Genomic DNA, 21,367 nt, shown 5'->3' with positions numbered 1-21,367 from the left:
AGTCTCCCGCCGAGCGGCCGGAGCGGCAAGTGCGGTACCTTGTGCCAATGGACTTCATCGCCCCCGAGACGTGGGGATCCGCAATTTACTTGTGGATCGTTCCCATGGTGCTGGGCGATGCCATCTTCCCGCCGATCCCGTCCGAAATGGTGGTCATCACCGGTGGAGCTCTGGCAGCCGACGGACACGCCAATTTCTGGCTCATCCTGCTGCTCGCGGCCTTCGCGTCCTGGCTCGGAGACATGGCTGTCTACTTACTGTTTAAGCGGCGGGTGAGCCATGTACTGGATCGCTGGGCATGGGGCAGGAAAGTCCACCGTGGAATCCATGAGGCAATCGCCAAGGCAGGCCGATCCTCCACTTATGGGGCTATCATCGGCGCCCGTTTCGTCCCTGGCGGCAGGCTCGCAACCTCGTCCGCAGCCGGAATCGCCAACGTCTCAGTCCGTGGTTTCAGCCTCTGCGCCGGATTGGGCGCCGTGCTGTGGGCCGTGTGGCAGGTGGGCCTGGGCTACTTCACGGGCTCAGCGACCAAACTGCCATTCTGGGCCAGCTCACTGATTGGGGTGGGCGTCGGCTTGGTCATCGGTGTGGTGGTCGGACTGATTGTCACACGACGGCGCGGGAGCCGCTCACCAGTGGATGAACCCTTCGATGGCGACGTGCCCCAACCGGAATGACGTTCGCCTAGATCGGCGCCCAGCGACCACGGCTACGGCGCAGCACGTAAAGGCTCCCGGTCAGCGCAACGCGTTCGACGGCGTCGCGCATCATGGCAGCCGAGGTCCGGGCTTCGTCGTTCTCACCGGTATAGTCGCGGTCGTTCACGGTGAAGCGGAGGCTGAGCTGCGGGACACCGCCCACGATGTCCAGCTGGTTCGATTCCACATGATGGCGGGTTTCCAAAGCTTCGATGGCCGCCGCCATGACCGATTCGGGAGGGTTGCCAGGCTTGAGGCCAGTGATCTTTAACTTGGTCTGGAACGACGGCATCCAACAACCTTAACGCCCAGGCGCAGCTGCTTTAAGCCGGAACGCTCCCCGGCCCCGTTGACGCTTCGTGGGGCGAGAGAGCATTCCGGAAAAGCCGGCCGGATGTGAGAGAAGGATCCGGAAAAACCAGCCGGATGTGAGAGAGCGTTAGCCGGTGTTGCGCAGGCCGGCGGCTACACCGTTGACGGTGATCAGCATGGCGCGCTGGAGCCGTTCATCGATCTCCGCGCCGGACACCGATTCCTCGCGCACGCGGCGAAGCAGTTCCACCTGCAGGTAACTGATCGGATCCAAGTACTGATCACGGATTTCCAGCGATCGCTTCAGGGTGGGCTGCGCATCAAGGAGCTCGAGCTCCCCGGTCAGGCGCTCGATTTCGGCAACTGTGAGCTCGTACTCGTCCCGGATCATGTGGAACAAGCGGTGCAGCTCCTCAGGAACCAAGGAAGAAACGTAGTGTCCCGCAATCTCCATGTCCGTCTTGGCCAAGGTCATTTCGACGTTGGAAATCACCGAACGGAAGAAGTGCCAACGGTCCATCATTTCCATGAGCTGGTCAGCGTCACCGGCTTCGCGTGCAGCCTTCAGACCCGAGCCCACGCCAAACCAACCTGGAACGATCTGGCGCGACTGCGTCCAACCGAACACCCACGGGATGGCCCGGAGCCCACCGAGGCCGGCCCCGGAATCGGGACGCTTGGAGGGACGTGATCCGATGTTCAAGGAACCCAGCTGCTCCACCGGTGTGGACGCCAGGAAGTAGGCCGGAAGATCGGCGTCGTCGATCAATGCCCGGTAGCGCGCAAAGGCAGCATCGGAAATGGTTTCCATGACGTTGGCGTAGCGCTCGCGCTCGTTTTCGGACGTACGGGGAGTCCGGTGCAAGGCAGAACCCTGCATGACAGCTGCCAAGGACAGCTCAAGGTTCTCGCGGGCAAGCTCGGGAAGGGAGTACTTGTCCGAGATGACCTCGCCCTGCTCCGTGAACTTAATTTCGCCCTCAAGCACACCATTGGGCTGGGCCATGATGGCGTCATACGTCGGACCACCGCCACGGCCCACGGAACCACCACGGCCATGGAACAAGCGGACCCTCACGCCGTGCTTGGCAGCCACATCACGCAGCTTCCGCTGGGTCTTGTGGATCTCCCACTGGCTGGTCATGACACCGGATTCCTTGTTGGAATCGGAGTACCCGAGCATGATTTCCTGGACGTCGCCGCGGAGACGGACCAAGTCACGGTAGGACGGATCAGAGAGCAACTGATCCACAATCTCAGCGGAGGCGCGGAGCTCCTCCACGGTTTCCAGCAGTGGAGCAAAGCCAATCTTGGCATGCGGCTTGGCCCCGAAGAGGTCAATCAAACCGGCCTCGCGTGCCAGCACAGCGGCGGCCAGGACGTCATCGGCGCCCCGGGTCATGGAAATGATGTACGTTTCCACGACGTCCGGACCATAAGTGTGCAGGGCCTGGCGGATGCTCCGGAAGACGTCGTAGGTGCCGTCCGCAGTGCCTTCGAGCTTGATCGGATGGCCGGAGAGCGGACGGCGTGAGGCCAGCTCGGCACCGAGGAATTCGAAACGTTCCTCGCGGGTCAAGGAGGCATACGGCTTCTCGGTACCAAGACGGTCCACGAGCTGTCCGACGGCGTCGTGGTGGTAATCGGCATGTTCACGGATGTCCAGAGTTGCCAAGTGAAGGCCAAAGGCGGCGATCGCACGGCGGACACGGGCCAAGGCACCGTCAGCAACAAGCCCCGCGGCGTGGTTGCGAAGCGACTCTTCGAGCAGCCCGAACTCGGCCAACAGCTCACTTGTGGTGGCGTAGTCGCGGCCGGGCTCGTGGTAGGTCGAGGCGGAAACTCGGCGGCCCGTGTTGATGAGCTTGGCTTTGATACACGTGAGCTTGAGTCGATAAGGCTCCTGGGCATTGAGCTCCAGGATGCGCTTGTCCAGACCGGGCAGGTTCTTGAGATCCACGTCGATCGAGTCCAACAGCTCCTGGTCGGCCCCGAACAAGGCGGTGGAGTTGGACAGGACCGAGATCAGCTCGTCGATCAACGCGATACTGATCCGCACCGCGTTCTGGTTCTGCAACTGCAGGATTTCGCGCGTAACGGCCGCAGTGACGTTGGGGTTTCCATCGCGGTCGCCACCGATCCAGGATCCGAAGCGCAGTGGCGCGCTGGCAGCGGGCAGCACCACGCCGTGCTCGGCGAGGAGTTCGGAAAGGTCAGTCAGCATCTCTGGCATGGCATCGGTGAGGATGCTGTTCAGGTAGTAGATCGCGTTACGCGCTTCATCCACGGGCGTTGGCCGGACCTGGCGAAGCTCATCCGTCTGCCACATTTGGTCGATGATTTCCGAGAGCTGGCGATCCTGCCGGCGTCGGGCAGACGTTCCCTCTTCAGTGGGCTGGGCCAGTACGTCGGAGAGTTTGCGGACCTTGTCCAGCACTGAACGTCGGGAGGCCTCGGTGGGGTGTGCCGTGAAAATGGGCCGAACATCCAGCTCATTCACAACGTCCTGAAGGACCTGCGGCCCAGCTTGGCCGGCGATTTCCGTGACAGCCTTCGCAAGCCAGCCGTCCTTCTCCTGCCTGGTCCGAAGCCCACGGACGCGGTGGACCTGCTCGGCCGCATTGCTGAGGTGGAAATAGAACGCGAAGGCACGAACCAGATCCGTCGCCTGGTCCAGAGGCAGGGAGGCGAGCAACTCGCGGACCTGGGCAACGACGTCGTGCGCGCTCCAGGGACCGGTCGCGTCGGCTCCGCCCCGTGCGGCCTCTTTGGATTCCTTGGTCAGCAGGCGGACCTGCTCCACGAGCTGCAGCAGTTCCGGGCCGTGTTGGCGCACCAGGGACTCACCCAACAGGGTGGAAACGCGGCGCACATCGGCCCGCAGTTCTGCAGCGAGATCGGTGTCTTGATGGGCAGTGTGAACCATAGATACTTACCTTCGGGATCTGGTTTGGCTCGTACACTGCGCTGGATACTGTGAGCCGGGTTACTAATGTTTCCTACGGGATCTTACCCGCACGGGACTCTACTGCGGGAATACGTCTCAGATTTTGGCGTCACCGGATTGCTGCTTAGCGGCTTTACTCGTCGACGGCGGCAGGACCACCTTCCCGGCGAACAGTTCGGCCTCTGCGGTGCCCGGGCCGGCCACCAATTTCTCGTGCCTTCGCTGCCGCACTTCCTTGCGTGCTGCCGCCGCCTCCATCTTGGTCGGCGCACCTGTGGCTGGTTCAATCATGGAGAGGACACTCCCGAGTGTGCCGGTTGCCCCCTTCGCGGAAACACCCTTCTGCACCAGCCGTGTGCCAGCCCAAACCGACCCCACAATCAGTGCAAGGCTCACTACTGCCGCCATCACGGATTCCATGCCCATGCGCTCAGGGTACGCCCCCGGGGTGAGCACCGGACAGCCCATAATTACCGGGCCCAGGCTTTCCGCAAGACCTCCCAATGCCCGGCGTCCATGAGGCTTGCGGGTGTCACCGACACGGATGTGGCCCCGCCCCGAACAGCCTCATGCAAGGCCGTTCCGAACCTTTCCGCAGAGATCGTGCCGTCATCGGACCACAGCCCGATAGACAACGACATGCGGTCGCCCGCGCGGCGGGTCAGGGCTTCAGCGAGGTCCTTCGTCTGCGGCGAGCGCTCTGCATTGAGTCCTACGTACTCCCAAACGTGGAGCCGGTAGAGCTGCTTGAGCAAGAGGTCGTAGTCATGGCCGCTGTCAGCGCGATCCGCCGACGGTGAATCCCGCGGCGACCGGACGTCCATTTCCAGTCGTACACTATAGGGTTCGACGGCGGCTCCCACCCTCCGCACGATGTCCGCCATGGCTTCGCTCCGCCACGTGTTGATCCGGGCATCTGACTGGTCGATGCCGCCTTCGTGGTTCCGGGGCCAGTCATCTTCACCGGTGGTGGCTTTGAAGTCATCGAAGTCTTCACTGCCAAAGGTGAAATCATCGAACATCAATTCCGTGAGATTCACGGCTGTGGGCCGGTACTTCTTCGCGACGGCGGCAGCCAAGGAAGCCAAGCGGGCGCCTGCCTTGCCGTGCCGCAGGGACGACACACTGGCGAAGGACTTGGATGGCTCTCCAGCGATATTTCGTCCTGCCAGGGAGGGGTCCTCACTCAGCGCACGGTCCAACAGGACATCGATCGTGAGGATCACATCACGTTCCTTGCCGTCATGCGCCACCCCCAAAGCTGCGATCGACTCCCCTACGAAGTCTCTTTTCGTGCTGGAAACCTCATAAGATCTGGCCTCTGCGTGGCCGGACCAGGGAAAAGCCGTCCAGTCTGTGCGTCCTACGGAAATCGATACAGCTGTTGCGTTCACTGCGTCCAATCGCTCCGCCAAGTCAACAAGGTGCGAGGTGTCCTCGTTGACGACGTCCTCAAAGCCAAGATTTACCATGCGGTCCACGGGACGATGCTCCGGTTCTCGTGCGCAGGCGGTGACGCCCGAGAATGCAACAACGAGGATCGAGGCCACCAACGAGGCAGTTAGCCTGGCAACGAACGTCGGAGGTCCAATAGCCTTCATACCCCTGCCTCGTAACGGGGGCTGGCCTCGGCGGCAGTTACGGAGATCACGCCGGTCCGTTGCAACTTGTTCCACACGGCAGGGCTACCGCGGATCTCCTTGACGATTGCGCTGGCTAAAGCCAGTCCAACGAATACCGAGTACAGGGGCCACAGTGGCAACGTCCACAGAAAACGAAGATCCTTCCATGACCTGTTGAGGCCAATGGAGAAGACGATCAGCGCGAGGGATACAAACAATCCCAACCAACCAAGAATGGCGAGGACTTCAGCGGGTACGGGACCCGAACCAGCAAGGTACAGGAAAGGAAGCACCGCCAAGATGGCTAGTTGCAGCATAGGGATCACCACCATGGTGATGGCGTTGAACAAAAGGAACATGCCAAACAAGCCGTAACGCCTCCGCCCAAGCATCCCGATATGCATCCGGAGGGTCTGCAGCAAGCCCCGCGACCACCGAACGCGCTGCCGCCACAACCCGCCCATCGTTGACGGCGACTCGGCATAAACCAGCGCTGAGGGCTGGAACCTTACCCGGTAGCCGGCCTTATAGACACGCCAAGTAAGCTCAAGGTCCTCACCGAGCGTGTCCTCGTGAAAACCGCCTACCAGCTGGACTACGTCACGGCGGAAGGCACCTATGTTCCCGGAGACGATTGGCAGGCAATGCAACAAGGACAAGGCTCTGCGGACCAGGCCGGTCCCGACATGGCTTAGAACGGCAAGCATCATCGTTTGAACGCGATTCAGGTTAACCGGCCGGTCGTCGCCGCACACCGCTCCCACCTTGGTGTGATCAAAACCCTCGAGCATGCGCATCAGTGTGTCAGGGGCAAAAATTCCGTCGGCATCGACAAACATCAGGATGTCGCCATTGGCCTTAGCGATGCCATAGTTGAGCGCAGCTCCCTTCCCCGCGTTCGTTTGGGAGAGAAATCGCACCCGATCATATTGATCTGCAAGCCCGGCCATGATGCTGGCGGTGGAATCAGTGGAACCGTCGTCCACCAGAATCACTTCCAGACGAAGGTAGCGGCTGGCAAGGATCGACTCCACGCAACTGGTGATCACCACGGCCTCGTTGTAGCCGGGCACGATCACCGAGACCAACGGCCGGTCAGTGATGACTGAATAACGATGCTTGGCAGAGTTGGAACGGTAAAGCCGGTTGAAATACAAGGCCAGCGGCACATAGACAATTTTGACAACGCCGAAACTGAGAATCAGCACGCCTCCAACCTGGACAAACGCCAGGGCAGCATCAAGAGCTGTCACGCAAGCCTTCCGGTCAATCGACCGGCCACATATCGGCCAAGAACGTTCTCCAGGAGTTCGGGGGCGAACGCACTGTTTGCGCCAAACCTCGCGTTAATTTCCAGTACCACCGGACTTCCGTCCTGCAGACGGCGCACGTCCACGTCGATAGGTCCAGTCAATCCGAGCGCGGTCACGGCTGAATCAGCCAATTGAGCCACGTCGGCACTCTCGGCTCCCTCAATCCTCCTGACGGACACGGCGTTACCCACCCGCCCCTCTTTGAGTTCTGTCTTCTCCAACACCACCACAAGATCGTCCTGACCCGGCTCCGGCCTGCTGTGGAGGACCACGGGCGCGTACTCCGTTCCAGGCGCGAATCGTTGCACGATCCAGGAATCGTCCAAGGAGGACCAGACGCGGGCCGCGTTCCGGCCGCCGTCGGCAGTCATTTCCAGGATCTGGACCCCACGTCCACCGCGCGAAATTCTGGGCTTAACCACCAGGGACCCCCCTAACCGCGCCATCGCCTGGTTGACAGAGGCGAAATCGCCGGGGAGCCCGAAATCGGGGACAGCGACGCCTGCATTGGCAAGGCACCTCATGGTGAAGAATTTGTCATTCGCGATTCGAACAGGTGCGGGGTCGGCAATGAGGACCTCGACATTAGGAGCGAAGCCTTGCCGGGCTTCGGAAACCAGCACGAGTTCATCGCTGACGGTTGGCACCACGAGCTCGATGCCATGGGCGGCCACGAGTCCCCGCAACTCCCACAGGTAGTCGGGAGAACTGGAGGCCGATACCAAGGAGACCATGTCAGCCGCTGAACCGTGGACCGGTTGCATATCAACGCCCAGGACCCAATGTCCCAGTTCCCTCAGCTGACCCGCCAAGGAGGAGCCAGCTGGCCCTCCAACGCCTGTTACGAGTACCCGAACCATCAGAACTCCCCTACGGCAGAGCCAAGTAGTCGAACAGGTTCGAAACCCTCTGCATATGTCGTCTTCACTTGCGAGCCCCTGAACGCTGCGAGGCTGCGGACTCTTTCTGCACTCATATACGGCTTGCCCTTTTGGTTCCGGTGCATGGCAACGGCGTGAATCTTCACGTCCACATACCCCGCGATATCCACGAAGACACTGGGATCGAACTGCCGTGTGGATGAAGGACTCTCGAAGCACAGGATGGAGGAGTGCTGGCGGGCGGCCCGCATAGTCGCACTGTGTACGGCCTGATGGTCCTGGTGGTAGTCGTTACGGGAATGGGTAATCACAACGTCAGGGCGAAAATCGGCCATCACGGCTTCAATCGCTTGGACCATTTCATCCCCATGTTCCGCGAGGCTGGTGTCCGTAAAGTCGTGGACATGGACCTTGGACGCACCCATGAAATCCGAGCCCGATGCGGCTTCGGTGAGACGGATGGCGCTGTCTCCTCCCTTTCCCCCCGAGCTCATAACCATGGTTCGGACTTCATGCCCGGCATCGGCCAATTTGGCGAGGGTGGCACCGCAAGCCAATTCCAGGTCATCAGGGTGCGCTCCTATGGCCAGCACCCTTCGAGGCTGAATGGCCACACCATGGTGAATCCTGAAGGCTGGCGCGACAAGAAAGCCCACAATCAACCCGGCTCCTGCGAGCAGGACTACAACCTCAAGCCATGGGCGCTGCGTCGGCCCCATTGCGCATCCCACCAGGGACAGCAGCAACAGGGCGCCCAAACTTGCCATGGCCCATCGGAGGCCATGCGGCGAGCTGAACCTGCGAACGAACCAGTTTTGACCGATCGGGAGCAAAGCCCAAACCGCCGCCAACGCGCCCAGCAAGCCCGCAGCGGCCAACAACGTCGCTTTCATATTTCCCCTAAATTGCACAGATAAATGGGCGACTGCCCTCTCGGGGCACCGCCTCTGAGGTAGTGGCCTGAGCAATAGGTTCGTGACGCTGTATCCAGCAGTGATTCGGGGTCAGTATTTGTGCACAAATTCGCCAGCTTCAAGACCACTTCCACTCAAGGAATATGTCAGGACACCGGCGCCCTTTTTTCGCTTGGACTGGGCTGAAACCTGAAAATGGAGGTCGCTCCGCCGTGCCGAACCTGTAATGCACGTGACGGCTGTCCGCCCCTCCATCGAGCACGACCACCCTTCCGGAGCAATCAATGAACTCTCCTGGATCCGTGCATCCGGCTCCACAGAGAACACGGCTTTGGCCGGTCCCAGGGACTGTGAACCGCCGATCCCAAAGTCCACCTCCATGGCCGTCATGCCGGAACCATGGTCCTTTGGTATCCGCACCGAGGCTGTCACCGCTACAAGTGACGCGGGAAGGGCAGTTGCCGCTGATGAGGCGGGGTCCGGCGAAGGAACAGATTGTTGCGAGGGCGGCTGGGATTCCATGCCGGAAGGTACCGGGGCGGCGACCAAGGGTTCGGCCCCAGCGTTTGAGCCCTCATGCCCGGCGCTTGACGGCGCTGGCTCAACCGCAGCTGGCGACACCGGCGATGGCAGGCTCGGCATCGGCGTCGCTGTGGGAGTGGGGGCATGAGTCCCTACGAATGACTCCTGATGGGAGGAACTTGTCTCAATGGCCAACTGCTCCATGGGGACATCCGGCGTCAAGCGACCAACGATTCCAACCGCGCCTAGAGCCAGGCCCAATCCTGCTACCGCCACCATGGCCATTACCGCTGGTTGCCCGATAGCCGGGACCACTATCGCTGCCTTGATGGGGACCAGCCCTCCCAGGAAACCCAGTCCGGCACCCTTGGCTGCCAAGGTGGCGAGAGGTACGCCGGTCACCAGCGGAATAAGCACAGCCCTCATGGTTCCCTGAACGTCCTTTAGTTCCGAGAGAGCGCCGGTGCATTTCGAGCAACCATTAAGGTGTTGACGCATCTTGCGTTCAGCAATCCTTGAAAGTCCACCTCGAATGAAGGTACCGAGTTTCGACGCGAATCCAGCGCAGTCGCTGTCCGGTTCTTCCGCCACATGGGCCTGCAGGTATTGCCTCCTCAGGCCTTCCCGTGCCCTAAGCGCCAGTGCTGACACGGCATTCGCGGACAGACCCAGAAGCGGCGCCACCGCCGCTGGCTTCATTCTTTCCACGTCCAGATACCACAGCACGGCCTGCCACCGTTCGGGAAGGGCGCGAAATGCCTTTGCGACCGTATGGGATTCGAAGGCTTTGACTACAGCATCGGGATCCGGCAGCGTACGGTCAAGAATTGCGTCATCGCTACTGGGCAGCGACCTCCCGGCCTTCCGGTTCCGATGATGTGACAGACGGGTGACAGTGGACAGCAGATACGCCCTGAAGAAGGTGTCCGGCCCCCGTCCCGCAACCAGGCTCTGCAATACGGCTTGGAAAGCCTCGGCCACAACATCCTCGGCGTCACTTGGATTGTCCACGTTTCGCCGGGCCACTGTGGACGCGACGGACATGTGGCGTTCGTACAGTTCGTCGAATGCGGACATGTCACCGCCCCGCACCAACCCGATAAGATGACCATCGCTCTCAACTCCCGCGCTGGAAGCGTTGTCAGTACCTGTCCCGGATGCCATTTAAGGCAGCCCCACAACGTATAAAATCGTGCCCATATATACGCAGTGCGCATCAAGCTCAAGTCATGACGCGAATTTGTATAGGCTCTTTACCAAAGAGATCCTTCCACCGCTTTTCGTCATGAATCCTTAGTCGGACGCACTATTCGGATATGACATCGTTCCGGACAAAATCATTCGCCGAATGTACATTTTCCCGACACCTGTTGATGCGCAGATGGCAGACCACCAGTTATCAGAATGGTTGGCGGTTCCCCGCAGACTGGTTCCTGCCTGAGGTCCGCACGGTGGTGACATCGCTGGCAACTCGAGCCAATGTTCCACCTCCTACCGCAAGATCCTTGGGCGCGGCGCGGGCTAGGAACGGCGTTGGAATCAGCGAAACCATGACGGACTTCCGCGCCCTCTTCCTCGCGGCAGACCGGAACATGGATATAGAGGCTCTCCAATCCTTGGCTGAGGGATGGGCAGAGGCCGCCGATTCTGCACCAGCGATTTCGTGCACGGACGTTGAGACGGGCCTGGCCACGCAAGCCCATTTCCAGCGACAAATCCACGAACTCTCCATTTTTGGAACGGCATGTTCTCACCCTTACGCCCTTGCGATCCTGTCACTGCCCCAGCCCCTTGAGAGCCGCAGTCATCGCTGGACCCTGCTGGCGCGGCTCGGAGAAACTGTTCAACGGCAGCTGCACGGGACAGGTGCTACTGCCATGTACAAGAATTCTGCTGTCCACGTGCTGTTACCTCTCTCGGCGAACAACCTTGGGCAACTGATGGAGTGCAGGACTGCCATGGAAAGCCTGGGCGAAGGAGCCCTGCGACCCGCGCGCATGCAGTTCTTCCCGTTGGCAAATGCCTCTTCAGAGCCCGCGCCCCAGGACTACATTCCCGAGGCAATGTGAGTGAAGCCTGTTGGTGCCGTCACGAACAGCGTTGAGCCGCCACTCACCATGCGACGAGACACGCTTCCGCATTCGAAGGACCATCCAACACATGAAGAATCAGCTCCATCTAAAGTCTGCCTCCTTGGTGGCCGCGCTACTGGCTGTTGTGGTGACAGCGTTCGGGCTCGCCTGGTCGGCAGGGCCAGCCAATGCTGCCGTGATCCCGGGTGCGGCGGTCACCATCAGCACGGATTCAGTAGTTACGAACCAATGGGACCAAGTAGACCTGACCTGTCAGTGGTCCGTTCCTGACAACTCGCAACCGGGCGATACCTTCAACCTCCAACTACCGCCAGAGCTTCGATGGTTTGGTGCCGCGTCATTTGATCTTGACAACGCCGACGGCGTAACGGTCGCCAAGGCAGCAGCGAACGATGCCGGACAAGTGGTCTTCACGTTGACCGACTTCGTGGCGGACCATCCCAACAATGTGGGTGGGACGTGCAATTTCAGTACGCAATATGCTGTGCAGCCGGGCACCGGCGAAACGACGGAACTGAACTTCACCGTGGGATCCACAGTGGTACGCGTGCCTGTGAATGTCGATGGTCCATGCACCAAAGACTGCGATCCCGCTCCCCCTACTTCGGCGGGGAAGTCCATGTGGTGGGCCGACGCTCCCCAAACTGAACTTGAATCCATCTTTTACATGCCTCCGATGCCTTCAGAATCAAACGACGTCGTTGTCACCGACACGCCTTCCGCTGGCATGGAAATCGATTGTGACCACATCACTCCACGGGTTGGCAAGGTTGTCAGCAGCTCCGGAAACATCACCGAGCCAATGGACAACGAGCGATACCCCGCAACTGTCGAGTGCACTCCCCAAGAAGCAACGGTGCGATGGACGGGCCTGCCCAAGGGCGAACGGGTGGAGCTGTTCGTCGTCACCAAAGTGACCGACAAGAAGCTGGACGTCTACACCAACAGCGGAACCGTGACTATTGCAGGCGAGGAAACCCCCGTTGGGGCCGAGACCCGGCGGACGCGCGCTGACGGAACAGGCAACGGAACGGCAAGCCCCACACCGACACCGACGCCGACGCCGACGCCGAGCCCCAGCACAGCAACACCCACACCCACACCCACGCCGAGCCCCAGCACAGCAACACCCACACCCACACCCACGCCGAGCCCCAGCACAGCAACACCCACACCCACACCCACGCCGAGCCCCACCACCGCAACACCCACACCGACACCCACGCCGACAACAACACCCACGCCCAGCCCGAGCCCCACCACCGCAACACCCACACCCACGCCGAGCCCCAGCACCGCAACACCCAAGCCGACAACAACACCCACGCCGACGCCGAGCCCCAGCACCGCAACACCCAGCCCAAGCGCCAGCACCACAAGTCCGGTACTTGTAGCCACTGACCAGCCCACTCAGCCCGCAGAAGTTGCAGAACCAGAACCCCTGGCCACTACTGGCGCTCAAAGCCCAGCCTTCATCTACGCAGCCGCTGCACTGTTGGCCTTGGGATCGTTGCTCGCTTTCCTGGGCGTCAGGCGATCGGCTCGTCGTCAGCACTAAATAGCAAAAGGATGGCCACTGACATCCCGATAGCCATGCGAGACAGCAAGGACTCATAGGCTCCACTGCGCATGGCGATCTCAAGCAAACGATGGGCCGCCCACACGATGCGCGGCCCATCGTTGCACGCATAGGGTTGCACGCATCCGGACGCATGGTCGGGGTTCCACGCTCAATGCTGCACGCTTCCGGGAATGCACCGGTGCGGCGCATAGTTGAGGAGATTGCAAAGCCGCCCAACCGTGGCTCACATCTGACGAGGAGAATCATGAGCTCGCCCACGACTGCAACAGACGCCCAGCTTGCCCGTTGGGAGCGGTTCCGAACGTCTAGGAATGCAGCACTGGCGTCGGACCACGGGTGGCTGACGCTGACGTCGTTTCAATGGCTCGAGTCGGAGCCGGCAGAAGTCGAGTTTGCCCCGGGCCTGTGGTCAACGGATGGCAGGGCTGCAGCCCTCACGGCCACCAGCGAGGACGGCCTGACCCTCGTTGAGACCGGCGAAAGCGTTGATGGAACCGTGACGGCAACCCTGCAGGATGAAGAGTCCCTGATGTGGGTGCAGTACGGCGGCGAAGACGGCAAGCAGGTGGTGGTGGAGCTTGCGATGCGCGCGGACAAGTATGCCATCCGGACCAGAGATGCGGGCTCGCCTGTTTTTACGGACTTCACTGGGGTTCCGACCTACGAATACAACCCGGACTGGGTGATTCAGGGTCGGTTCGAACCCTATGACCAGCCCGTGGATGTACCCATCGGAACGGCCAACCCCTTGGTGGACGGCGTTCATCGTTCGGTCGGGGAGGTAGTGTTCCGGGTTCCTGGCGTTGCCCATGAAGTCCGACTTCATGCTGAGGAAGAGAAACTCGGCGCTTTGAACGTGACCTTCCATGATGAAACCAACGGCGACACCACGGACGAGTGGCGGAAGGTTTTCATTCCCCGCCCACGCCCTGATGGATCTGTGGTGATCGATTTCAACCGCGCCATCAACTACCCCAGCGCCTTTACCCCTTATGGCACCTGCCCGATGCCGGTCCGCGGAAATTCCATCGACGTCCGCGTTGAGGCTGGCGAAAAGATCCCTCAGGAGTAAAGCGCCGGGAACCCGGACAGCGGCTGGCTAGACGATGGCAGAGACACCAGTTACTGCACGGCCCACGATCAATGAGTTGATCTCATATGAGCCCTCGTAGGTGAAGATGGCCTCAGCGTCGGCGAAGATCTTGGCAATTTTGTAGTCGGTGACGATACCGTTTCCGCCCAGGATGGAGCGTCCCAAGGCCACACTTTCACGCATCCGTGCACTGCAGTAGGCCTTTGCCAGAGCCACCTGTGACATGTCGGCACCGCCGTGCCGGGCACCTTGCGCGTCGCGGGAAATGCCCTCCTGAAGTTGGGCGATCCGCACCATCATTCCCATGCTGGCCACGGCGTTGCCGAGCATGTCCACCAGGTGCTGTTGGATCAGCTGGAACCGGGCAAGGGGTTTACCGAACTGCAGTCGTTCCACCGCGTACTGCCGCGCGACATCGAAGGCTGCCAACTGCTGGCCGACTGCCTGCCAGGCAACCATGATCCGTGAGCCGCGCAGGAGGTGGTTCGTGTCCGCGAAACTGCTGATTCCTGCGAAACGGTCTGATTCCGTGACGTGGACGTCTTCGAAGAGAATGTCGGCATTCTGCACTGTCCGCAGGGCGATCTTGTTCTCAATCCGGCTCCGGGTGATACCCGGTAGCGAGGCGTCAACGATGAATGCCCGTACAGCGCCATCGCTTTCATCTTTGGCCCACACCAGCATGTAGTCGCAGAACGTCCCGTTGCCGATCCAGCGCTTGGCGCCGTTGATCACCCAGTAATCGCCGCCGTCGGACTCCGCCCTTTGCACACGGCGTGCTGTTGTCTGCATACCGCCCGCGACGTCGGATCCGTGCTCTGGTTCGGTGAGCGCAAAGGCGCCTGTGGTGCGGAGGTTTGAGGCGTCGTCGAGGTATTTGTCCTGCTGGGCGTCGCTGCCAAAGTCGTAAAGCGATTCAACGAAGAGATCGTGGTGGACCATGAAGAACGTCGCGATGGAGGTGTCCACCCGTGTCATCTCGGCAATGACCAGCCCGGCGAACAAGTGTGTGTAGCCGCGCTGGGCTGGAGCGCTGAGCCGAAGGGCCGCAAGCTTGGGCAGGATGTGTTCGGGGAACTCAGCTTTATCCCACCACTGTCCGGCGTAGGGCGCGATCTCGGCGGCAAGGAAGGAGCGGAGCTCGTTGAGTTTCCGCTGTTCCTGGACACTCAGGAGAGACTCAAAGTCGAAGAAGTCGGCCGTGGGCAGGTCCGCCTCAGACGCCGGTATGTAGCGCCCCGAACCCGCGGGAGCCGGCCCTCCGCTGTAGTCCCCCATCATTTCAGGCCCATGCGGATGGCGCCGTCCAGCCGGATCGTCTCGCCGTTCAGCATGGCATTCTCGACGATGTGGGCGGCAAGATTGGCGTATTCGGGCGCACGGCCGAGCCGTGCAGGGTGGGGTACTTGCTGGCCGAGCGACTCCTGGGCCGCCTGCGGCAATCCGGCCATCATCGGAGTCTCGAAGATGCCGGGGGCAATGGTGGCAACCCGGATCAGGGAGCGGGCGAACTCGCGCGCCAGGGGCAGTGTCATCGCCGCAACAGCACCCTTGGATGCGGCATAGGCTGGCTGGCCGATCTGCCCTTCGAAAGCGGCGACGGACGCCGTATTGATGATGACTCCGCGTTCCGGGCCGCCTAATTCGGTAGTGACCGGCTCATTTTCCACCATGGCCGCAGCTGCCAGGCGGATGACGTTGAAGGTTCCAATGAGGTTGATCTGGATGACTTTGTTGAATGCCTCGAGGGGCAGGACACCCTCACGGCCCAGGACCTTGCCCGGCGTGGCAATGCCTGCGCAGTTAACTACGATCCGCAGGGTTCCCAGCGAAGCGGCGGCGTCGACGGCGGCCTGGACCTGGGCTTCGTTGGTCACGTCTGCGGGGGCAAAGACAGCCCGTGGAACTGAGTCCCCAGCAGCGGAACCCGCGGCATTCGAGCCAGCTCTGTTCGAGCCAGCCGCCGAGCCAATGGTGTTCAACTCCGCCGCGTAATCCTCCCCGGCAGAATTTGGCAGGTCCACCAGCACCACCGACGCTCCGCCGTCGAACAAACGCTTAGCGGTTGCCGCGCCCAAGCCTGACGCCCCGCCGGTGACCAGCGCGACCGTGCCCTTGATGTCCATCCATCCTCCTTGATGCAGAACTCAAATCCGTTAATGCATGTTAACTGGAATTGTGATCCGGCGCACCTTGGGCCCCCGATAGGCTGGTTCCATGCCCACCGAAAGCAATCCCGCCGGCCAGCAACCACCTGCAACGGAGGCGGCAATGTGGGCCATTCGCGCAGATGAGGCCGCTCGTTCTGTCACACGCGCCTTCGGTCGACGGCTGCTTTTCCTCCCAGGCACCCACATCGGCGCCATCAGCACCCCCTCCAGGGGCATCCGCAGCCTTCTCGGTCCATGGCACTACTGGTGGCAGGCGCACTACGTCGACTGCCTGGTGGACACTGGCCTCCGCGAACTGGCCACCAAAACGAGGTTCGACGGCGACTCCCGCCCGAGCGCGGGACGGCTCGCTTCCCGGCTGGTCACCACCATCCGGCTCAGAAACTTCTTCCGGTACGTCAACAATTACTACGACGACATGGCCTGGCTGGCATTGTCCACGCTTCGGCTGGAAAAGCTGGCCGAGGAGACGCGAAAGCCCGGACGTCGCCGGAATGCATACATCCGCCGGAAGCTGACGCTTCAATTCGACTCAGCCTCCACGGACGACCTGGGTGGCGGAACATTCTGGAGTACCAAGAGGGACTTCAAGAACACCCCGGCAACGGCCCCTGTGGCCCTCTACTTCGCACGAACCGATCATCGTGAGAGGGCTCAAGCCCTGGTGAATTGGCTGAACGGTAAGCTCCTTCACCCCGATCGAGGCCTTTATCTCGACGGATTACGGCTGCGCAAGGGGCAAGTAATCCTCGAAGATGCGATCTACACCTACAACCAAGGGCCAATCCTTGGGGCACTCCTGGAACTGGGCGGAGTGGAGAACCTGGACCGCGCCGCCCATCTGATCGAGGCCGTTGCAAGGGAGCTCACGATGCCCGGCACGCAAGTAATTCACGGTGATGGAACCGGGGATGGGGGCCTCTTTACCGGCATCCTGATCCGCTACCTTGCACTCGCCGCGAGGGATCAGCGTCTCCCGGAAACCACGCGCAAGGCAGCCAGGGGCCTCGTATTCAGCACAGCCGGGGCCTTCTGGGACGGCCGCACGGAGTCCCGCAGTGATCCGAAAAGTCCAGGCCTCACCTTCTCCCCCAACCCCCTGCGCCCGGCGAGTGAGACGTATCCGGCGGGGACCGCCGTCGAGCTTTCCACCCAACTGCAGGCCTGGATGACGCTGGAGGCGGCAGCCACGTTGGCGAGCTAGCAATTACGGCACGCAATAGTTCCGTAATTGTTGTGATCCTTGTCACATAAGCCCTTCAGGCTTTGGAAGCATAGGTTTGCCTAACCTACGCTTTTCTCAGCGGGTTCCCCCAAACCTTCCCGCTCACACGGAACAAGCCCAAAGCTTGGCACTCTGTGTCTTTGTTCGCAGAAAGAAGCCCTTATGAAGCTCTCCAAAAACGCGCTGGCGGGCATCGCCCTGCTCGCATCCGCCGCCCTTGGCCTCACCGCCTGTGGCTCCAATGCCGGCACCCCTGCCGCCTCGGGTTCACCGTCCGATGCGGCCGCTTCGGGCGATGGCATCACGGTGTACAACGCGCAGCATGAGAGCCTGACCCAGGAATGGGTGGACGCCTTCACCAAGGAAACCGGCATCAAGGTCACCATGCGGCAGGGCTCGGATACCGAACTTTCCAACCAGATCGTCCAGGAAGGTGCTGCTTCTCCGGCAGACGTATTCCTGACGGAGAACTCCCCCGCAATGGCGCAGGTTGAGAATGCAGGACTGTTTGCGGACGTGGACAAGGCCACGTTGGATCAGGTCCCCGCTGAATTCCGTCCTTCCACGGGCAAGTGGACCGGCATCGCAGCCCGCTCCACCGTCCTGGTGTACGACAAAAACAAGATCAGCGAAGACAAGCTGCCCAAGTCGATGCTGGACCTGGCGAACCCGGAGTGGAAGGGCAAGTGGGCCGCTTCACCGTCCGGTGCTGACTTCCAGGCGATCGTCGCAGCGCTGCTCGAGCTTAAGGGCGAAGCCGCCACGGAAGAGTGGCTCAAGGGCATGAAGGAAAACTTCAAAGCCTACAAGGGCAACAGCACGGCCATGAAGGCCGTCAACGCCGGTGAAGTGGACGCCGCCCTGATCTACCACTATTACTACTATGGCGACCAGGCCAAGACCGGCGAGAACTCCAAGAACGTCACACCGTACTTCTTCAAGAACCAGGATCCGGGCGCGTTCCTCTCGGTCTCCGGCGGCGGTGTCCTGAAGTCGTCCAAGAAGGCAGCGGATGCCCAGGCATTCCTGAAGTTCATCACCGGCAAGAAGGGCCAGGAAATCCTGAAGACCGGTACCTCGTTCGAGTACGCCATCGCCTCGCAGGTGGATGCCAATGACAAGCTTGTGCCCATCAAGGAGCTGCAGGCACCTACCGTTGACCCTGCAAAGCTGAACTCCACAAAGGTCACCGATCTGATGACCAAGGCAGGACTCCTGTAATTCTGTGAGCACTGATCTATCGGCTCCCGACATTCCACAGTCGGCAGGGAGCACGACGACGGCGGGCAAGGGCAAACGTCCTCGCCCGCCATTCGGCGTTTCCACGGTGTCGTTGCTGGCGGTGTTGATCGCACTGTTTTCCCTGATGCCGCTGGGCTACGTCATCTTCATGACGGCAGCGACAGGCTGGGACACCGCCGTCGAACTCATTGTTCGCCCCCGCGTAGGCGAGCTGCTGTTGAACACCGTCATGTTGATGGTCCTGACAGTGCCGTTGTGCCTCATTCTTGGGGTGGGTGGCGCTTGGCTGGTTGAGCGCACCAAGCTACGCGGGAGCCGCTGGTGGGCAGTTGCACTGGCGGCACCGCTTGCCATTCCCGCCTTCGTCAACAGCTACGCATGGGTATCGGCCGTACCTTCAATGGAGGGCATCTGGTCCGGCGTGCTGATCGCCACCCTCTCCTATTTCCCTTTGGTTTACATTCCCGCCGCCGCCACGCTGGGGCGCTTGGATCCGGCGATCGAACAATCTGCCGCGTCGCTTGGCCTTGGTTCCTGGGCCGTGTTCTTCCGGGTAGTGCTCCCGCAGCTTCGTATCGCAATGACCGGAGGTGCGTTGCTGGTCGCCTTGCACCTCCTCGCCGAGTATGGCGCTTTCGCAATGATCCGCTTTGATACCTTCACGACGGCGATCATGGTCCAGTTCCAGTCGACGTTCAACGGTGCCGCCGGAAACATGCTGGCCAGCGTCCTGGTCTTCCTCTGCCTGCTTCTTCTCCTTGCCGAAGTCAAGAGCCGAGGGACCGCCCGCTACGCGCGGATTGGCTCAGGCGCCCAAGCGAAAGCAACTCGGGCGCCCCTGGGCGGATACCAAGCTCCGGCGCAGCTCGCTTTGCTTGCCCTGACAGGGTTGGCGTTTGGCCTTCCTGTCTGGTTCGTCCTGCGCTGGCTTTCTGCCGGAGGTGCCGAGGTATGGGCCGCCGACGAATTCCTGCCCGCGCTGCTGCAGACCCTCCTGTACGGCGCTGCCGGCGCGGCAGTTACCACGATCGTTGCCTTTCCCATGGCCTACTTGGCGGTTCGGCATCCCAGCTGGTTCAGCAAGATGCTTGAACTGTCCAACTACGTCACCAGCTCCCTGCCCGGAATCGTGGTGGGCCTCGCCTTCGTCACCGTCAGCATCCGCGCAGTTCCCGGCATCTACCAAAGTGCCAGCGTGCTGGTGGCCGCCTATGTTCTCCTCTTCCTTCCACGGGCGCTGGTCAACATCCGCTCCGGACTGGCCCAGGCCCCCAAAGAGCTCGATGAAGCCGCTCAATCCCTTGGCAAAGCTCCGCTGGTGTCCTTCTTCAGGGTGACCTTGCGGCTCACCGCACCGGCGGCGGCAGGCGGGGCTGCGCTTGTCTTCCTGGCCATCGTCAACGAACTCACGGCAACCCTTCTGCTCTCGCCCAATGGAACCCGCACCCTGGCAACAGAGTTCTGGAGCAAGAGCAGCGAGATCGACTACACAGGCGCCGCACCCTATGCGCTGCTGATGATCGTGCTTTCCGCCCCGATGACCTACCTTCTTTTCCAACAGTCCAAGAAAGTGGCCGGACAGTGACCGAACAATCTCCACCCAGGCTCCCGTCACCCCGCGTGGCGCCGTCCATTGTGCCCACCACCAACACGCACTTGGACATCTCTGAGGTCACAAAGAATTTTGGTTCCCAGGCTGTGCTGAAGGGAGTCAATCTTTCCGTGGCCAAGGGCGGAACCACGGCCATTGTTGGTCCTTCCGGCTCGGGCAAAACTACGCTGCTTCGCTTGATCGCTGGCTTCGAGCACCCAGACACCGGGACTATTTCCCTGAACGGCTCAACGGTTGCGGGCAATGGTGTGTGGTTCCCTGCGCACAAACGGCAGGTGGGATACGTCGCCCAGGATGGGGCTCTTTTCCCACACCTGACCGTGGGACAGAACGTCGCTTTTGGCTTGGATTCCGGAAAGCTCGACGGCGGCCGCCGGGCCGTTGCTTCCCGCGTCCAGGAACTGCTCGAAATGGTGTCGTTGGACGGCTCCATGGCGAAGCGGCGCCCGCACCAGTTGTCCGGCGGGCAGCAACAACGCGTTGCCCTGGCACGTGCCCTGGCCCGCGAACCGGAGCTCATGCTGTTGGATGAGCCGTTCTCGGCACTCGACGCCGGGCTTCGCGTAGCTACGCGGCGAGCGGTGGCCAAGGTGCTCAATGCGGCAGGCGTGACAACCATCCTTGTAACGCATGACCAAGCCGAGGCTCTTTCCTTTGCCGACCAAGTTGCCATCATGCGCGGCGGAAAGCTGGCACAGATCGGCAACCCCTTTGTCGTCTACACGCGCCCAGCCGACCGCGCCACAGCAGAGTTCCTCGGCGACGCCGTGATCCTGGATGCCTGGATGGAAGGGTCCCTGGCCACCTGTTCCCTGGGCGGGATTCCCGTCCGCCGGCCACCAGCACAGGGCAAGGTGCAGCTCATGCTCCGCCCGGAGCAGATCCGCATCGCACCCGACGGCCCCATTCGAGGCGTGGTTGTGGACACGGACTACTTCGGTCCCGAAACGACTGTTCGAATAAGGCTCGGCGCGTACACCGCAGCGGACGGCGTCCTATCCGGAAATGGCCACCGCTACCCCGGCGGAGGCGAGATCATCACCATCCGGCACTGGAATGCGTCCATCACCAAGCCCGGCACGGAGCTCAGCCTCCGCGTCGTGGGTGAAGGAGTGGCGTTCGCGCCTGAGGCCTGAG

18 protein-coding genes are annotated in these 21,367 nt (G+C 61.4%); 8 read left to right on the top strand and 10 right to left on the bottom strand.

Annotation, left to right across the window (positions count from 1 at the left end):
• Positions 1-47: 47 nt before the first annotated feature.
• Positions 48-680 (top strand): VTT domain-containing protein, encoded by a 633-nt coding sequence (locus tag VUN82_03870; GenBank protein XAS73007.1) that lies wholly within the window; start codon positions 48-50, stop codon positions 678-680.
• 7 nt (positions 681-687) lie between these two features.
• Here the strand turns inward: VUN82_03870 and VUN82_03865 are convergent, their stop codons facing one another.
• The 8 genes from VUN82_03865 to VUN82_03830 all read right to left on the bottom strand — a co-directional run bounded on the left by VUN82_03865 (position 688) and on the right by VUN82_03830 (position 10,376).
• On the bottom strand, positions 688-993 hold the full coding sequence (locus tag VUN82_03865) for a hypothetical protein (GenBank protein XAS73006.1): 306 nt from the start codon (positions 991-993) through the stop codon (positions 688-690).
• Positions 994-1,140: 147 nt separating this feature from the next.
• Positions 1,141-3,939 (bottom strand): phosphoenolpyruvate carboxylase, encoded by a 2,799-nt coding sequence (gene ppc / locus VUN82_03860; protein XAS73005.1) that lies wholly within the window; start codon positions 3,937-3,939, stop codon positions 1,141-1,143.
• Between the two features lie 117 nt (positions 3,940-4,056).
• On the bottom strand, positions 4,057-4,386 hold the full coding sequence (locus VUN82_03855; GenBank protein ID XAS73004.1) for a hypothetical protein: 330 nt from the start codon (positions 4,384-4,386) through the stop codon (positions 4,057-4,059).
• 44 nt (positions 4,387-4,430) lie between these two features.
• Entirely contained in the window at positions 4,431-5,561 is a 1,131-nt protein-coding gene (locus tag VUN82_03850; protein XAS73003.1) for a hypothetical protein, read from the bottom strand.
• Positions 5,558-6,835: a glycosyltransferase family 2 protein gene (locus VUN82_03845; protein XAS73002.1), complete on the bottom strand. Its 1,278-nt coding sequence runs from the start codon at positions 6,833-6,835 to the stop codon at positions 5,558-5,560. The genes VUN82_03850 and VUN82_03845 overlap by 4 nt, the downstream gene beginning before the upstream one ends.
• Positions 6,832-7,755 (bottom strand): ATP-grasp domain-containing protein, encoded by a 924-nt coding sequence (locus VUN82_03840; GenBank protein ID XAS73001.1) that lies wholly within the window; start codon positions 7,753-7,755, stop codon positions 6,832-6,834. Before VUN82_03840 ends, VUN82_03845 begins: the two co-directional genes overlap by 4 nt.
• Positions 7,755-8,669: a PIG-L deacetylase family protein gene (locus tag VUN82_03835; GenBank protein XAS73000.1), complete on the bottom strand. Its 915-nt coding sequence runs from the start codon at positions 8,667-8,669 to the stop codon at positions 7,755-7,757. Before VUN82_03835 ends, VUN82_03840 begins: the two co-directional genes overlap by 1 nt.
• A 111-nt stretch (positions 8,670-8,780) precedes the next feature.
• A complete protein-coding gene (locus VUN82_03830; protein ID XAS72999.1) occupies positions 8,781-10,376 on the bottom strand; it encodes a sigma-70 family RNA polymerase sigma factor in 1,596 nt (531 codons plus the stop codon).
• Between the two features lie 209 nt (positions 10,377-10,585).
• On the opposite strand from VUN82_03830, the gene VUN82_03825 reads away from it, so the two are divergent.
• The 3 genes from VUN82_03825 (at position 10,586) to VUN82_03815 (ending at position 13,959) form a co-directional block, all read left to right on the top strand.
• A complete protein-coding gene (locus tag VUN82_03825) occupies positions 10,586-11,281 on the top strand; it encodes a hypothetical protein (protein XAS72998.1) in 696 nt (231 codons plus the stop codon).
• Between the two features lie 91 nt (positions 11,282-11,372).
• A complete protein-coding gene (locus VUN82_03820; GenBank protein XAS72997.1) occupies positions 11,373-12,863 on the top strand; it encodes an Ig-like domain-containing protein in 1,491 nt (496 codons plus the stop codon).
• Positions 12,864-13,131: 268 nt separating this feature from the next.
• On the top strand, positions 13,132-13,959 hold the full coding sequence (locus VUN82_03815; GenBank protein ID XAS72996.1) for a DUF1684 domain-containing protein: 828 nt from the start codon (positions 13,132-13,134) through the stop codon (positions 13,957-13,959).
• A gap of 27 nt (positions 13,960-13,986) precedes the next feature.
• Here the strand turns inward: VUN82_03815 and VUN82_03810 are convergent, their stop codons facing one another.
• Together VUN82_03810 and VUN82_03805 are read right to left on the bottom strand one after the other, a co-directional pair.
• Positions 13,987-15,258, bottom strand: a complete 1,272-nt coding sequence (locus VUN82_03810) for an acyl-CoA dehydrogenase family protein (GenBank protein ID XAS74596.1) — start codon at positions 15,256-15,258, stop codon at positions 13,987-13,989.
• A complete protein-coding gene (locus VUN82_03805; protein XAS72995.1) occupies positions 15,258-16,106 on the bottom strand; it encodes an SDR family NAD(P)-dependent oxidoreductase in 849 nt (282 codons plus the stop codon). The genes VUN82_03810 and VUN82_03805 overlap by 1 nt, the downstream gene beginning before the upstream one ends.
• 91 nt (positions 16,107-16,197) lie before the next feature.
• On the opposite strand from VUN82_03805, the gene VUN82_03800 reads away from it, so the two are divergent.
• The 4 genes from VUN82_03800 to VUN82_03785 all read left to right on the top strand — a co-directional run bounded on the left by VUN82_03800 (position 16,198) and on the right by VUN82_03785 (position 21,366).
• A complete protein-coding gene (locus tag VUN82_03800; GenBank protein XAS72994.1) occupies positions 16,198-17,355 on the top strand; it encodes a glycoside hydrolase family 76 protein in 1,158 nt (385 codons plus the stop codon).
• Positions 17,356-17,538: 183 nt separating this feature from the next.
• Positions 17,539-18,597, top strand: a complete 1,059-nt coding sequence (locus VUN82_03795) for an iron ABC transporter substrate-binding protein (GenBank protein ID XAS72993.1) — start codon at positions 17,539-17,541, stop codon at positions 18,595-18,597.
• Positions 18,598-18,601: 4 nt separating this feature from the next.
• Positions 18,602-20,203, top strand: coding sequence for an iron ABC transporter permease (locus tag VUN82_03790; protein XAS72992.1), 1,602 nt, complete (start codon positions 18,602-18,604; stop codon positions 20,201-20,203).
• On the top strand, positions 20,200-21,366 hold the full coding sequence (locus tag VUN82_03785; GenBank protein ID XAS72991.1) for an ABC transporter ATP-binding protein: 1,167 nt from the start codon (positions 20,200-20,202) through the stop codon (positions 21,364-21,366). Before VUN82_03790 ends, VUN82_03785 begins: the two co-directional genes overlap by 4 nt.
• The last annotated feature ends 1 nt before the right edge of the window (position 21,367 follow it).

Source organism: Micrococcaceae bacterium Sec5.1 (assembly GCA_039636795.1).
In the GTDB taxonomy this organism is placed as follows: domain Bacteria; phylum Actinomycetota; class Actinomycetes; order Actinomycetales; family Micrococcaceae; genus Arthrobacter.
Note: the sequence above shows the minus strand (reverse complement) of the source record. Positions and strands in the feature narration are given on the sequence as shown.

Excerpts from the sequence above, each read along its gene's own strand:
- VUN82_03870 (XAS73007.1), top strand. The coding sequence starts at position 48 with ATGGACTTCATCGCCCCCGAGACGTGGGGATCCGCAATTTACTTGTGG.
- VUN82_03865 (XAS73006.1), bottom strand. The coding sequence starts at position 993 with ATGCCGTCGTTCCAGACCAAGTTAAAGATCACTGGCCTCAAGCCTGGC.
- ppc (XAS73005.1), bottom strand. The coding sequence starts at position 3,939 with ATGGTTCACACTGCCCATCAAGACACCGATCTCGCTGCAGAACTGCGG.
- VUN82_03855 (XAS73004.1), bottom strand. The coding sequence starts at position 4,386 with ATGGGCATGGAATCCGTGATGGCGGCAGTAGTGAGCCTTGCACTGATT.
- VUN82_03850 (XAS73003.1), bottom strand. The coding sequence starts at position 5,561 with ATGAAGGCTATTGGACCTCCGACGTTCGTTGCCAGGCTAACTGCCTCG.
- VUN82_03840 (XAS73001.1), bottom strand. The coding sequence starts at position 7,755 with ATGGTTCGGGTACTCGTAACAGGCGTTGGAGGGCCAGCTGGCTCCTCC.
- VUN82_03835 (XAS73000.1), bottom strand. The coding sequence starts at position 8,669 with ATGAAAGCGACGTTGTTGGCCGCTGCGGGCTTGCTGGGCGCGTTGGCG.
- VUN82_03830 (XAS72999.1), bottom strand. The coding sequence starts at position 10,376 with ATGGCATCCGGGACAGGTACTGACAACGCTTCCAGCGCGGGAGTTGAG.
- VUN82_03825 (XAS72998.1), top strand. The coding sequence starts at position 10,586 with ATGCGCAGATGGCAGACCACCAGTTATCAGAATGGTTGGCGGTTCCCC.
- VUN82_03820 (XAS72997.1), top strand. The coding sequence starts at position 11,373 with ATGAAGAATCAGCTCCATCTAAAGTCTGCCTCCTTGGTGGCCGCGCTA.
- VUN82_03815 (XAS72996.1), top strand. The coding sequence starts at position 13,132 with ATGAGCTCGCCCACGACTGCAACAGACGCCCAGCTTGCCCGTTGGGAG.
- VUN82_03810 (XAS74596.1), bottom strand. The coding sequence starts at position 15,258 with ATGGGGGACTACAGCGGAGGGCCGGCTCCCGCGGGTTCGGGGCGCTAC.
- VUN82_03805 (XAS72995.1), bottom strand. The coding sequence starts at position 16,106 with ATGGACATCAAGGGCACGGTCGCGCTGGTCACCGGCGGGGCGTCAGGC.
- VUN82_03800 (XAS72994.1), top strand. The coding sequence starts at position 16,198 with ATGCCCACCGAAAGCAATCCCGCCGGCCAGCAACCACCTGCAACGGAG.
- VUN82_03795 (XAS72993.1), top strand. The coding sequence starts at position 17,539 with ATGAAGCTCTCCAAAAACGCGCTGGCGGGCATCGCCCTGCTCGCATCC.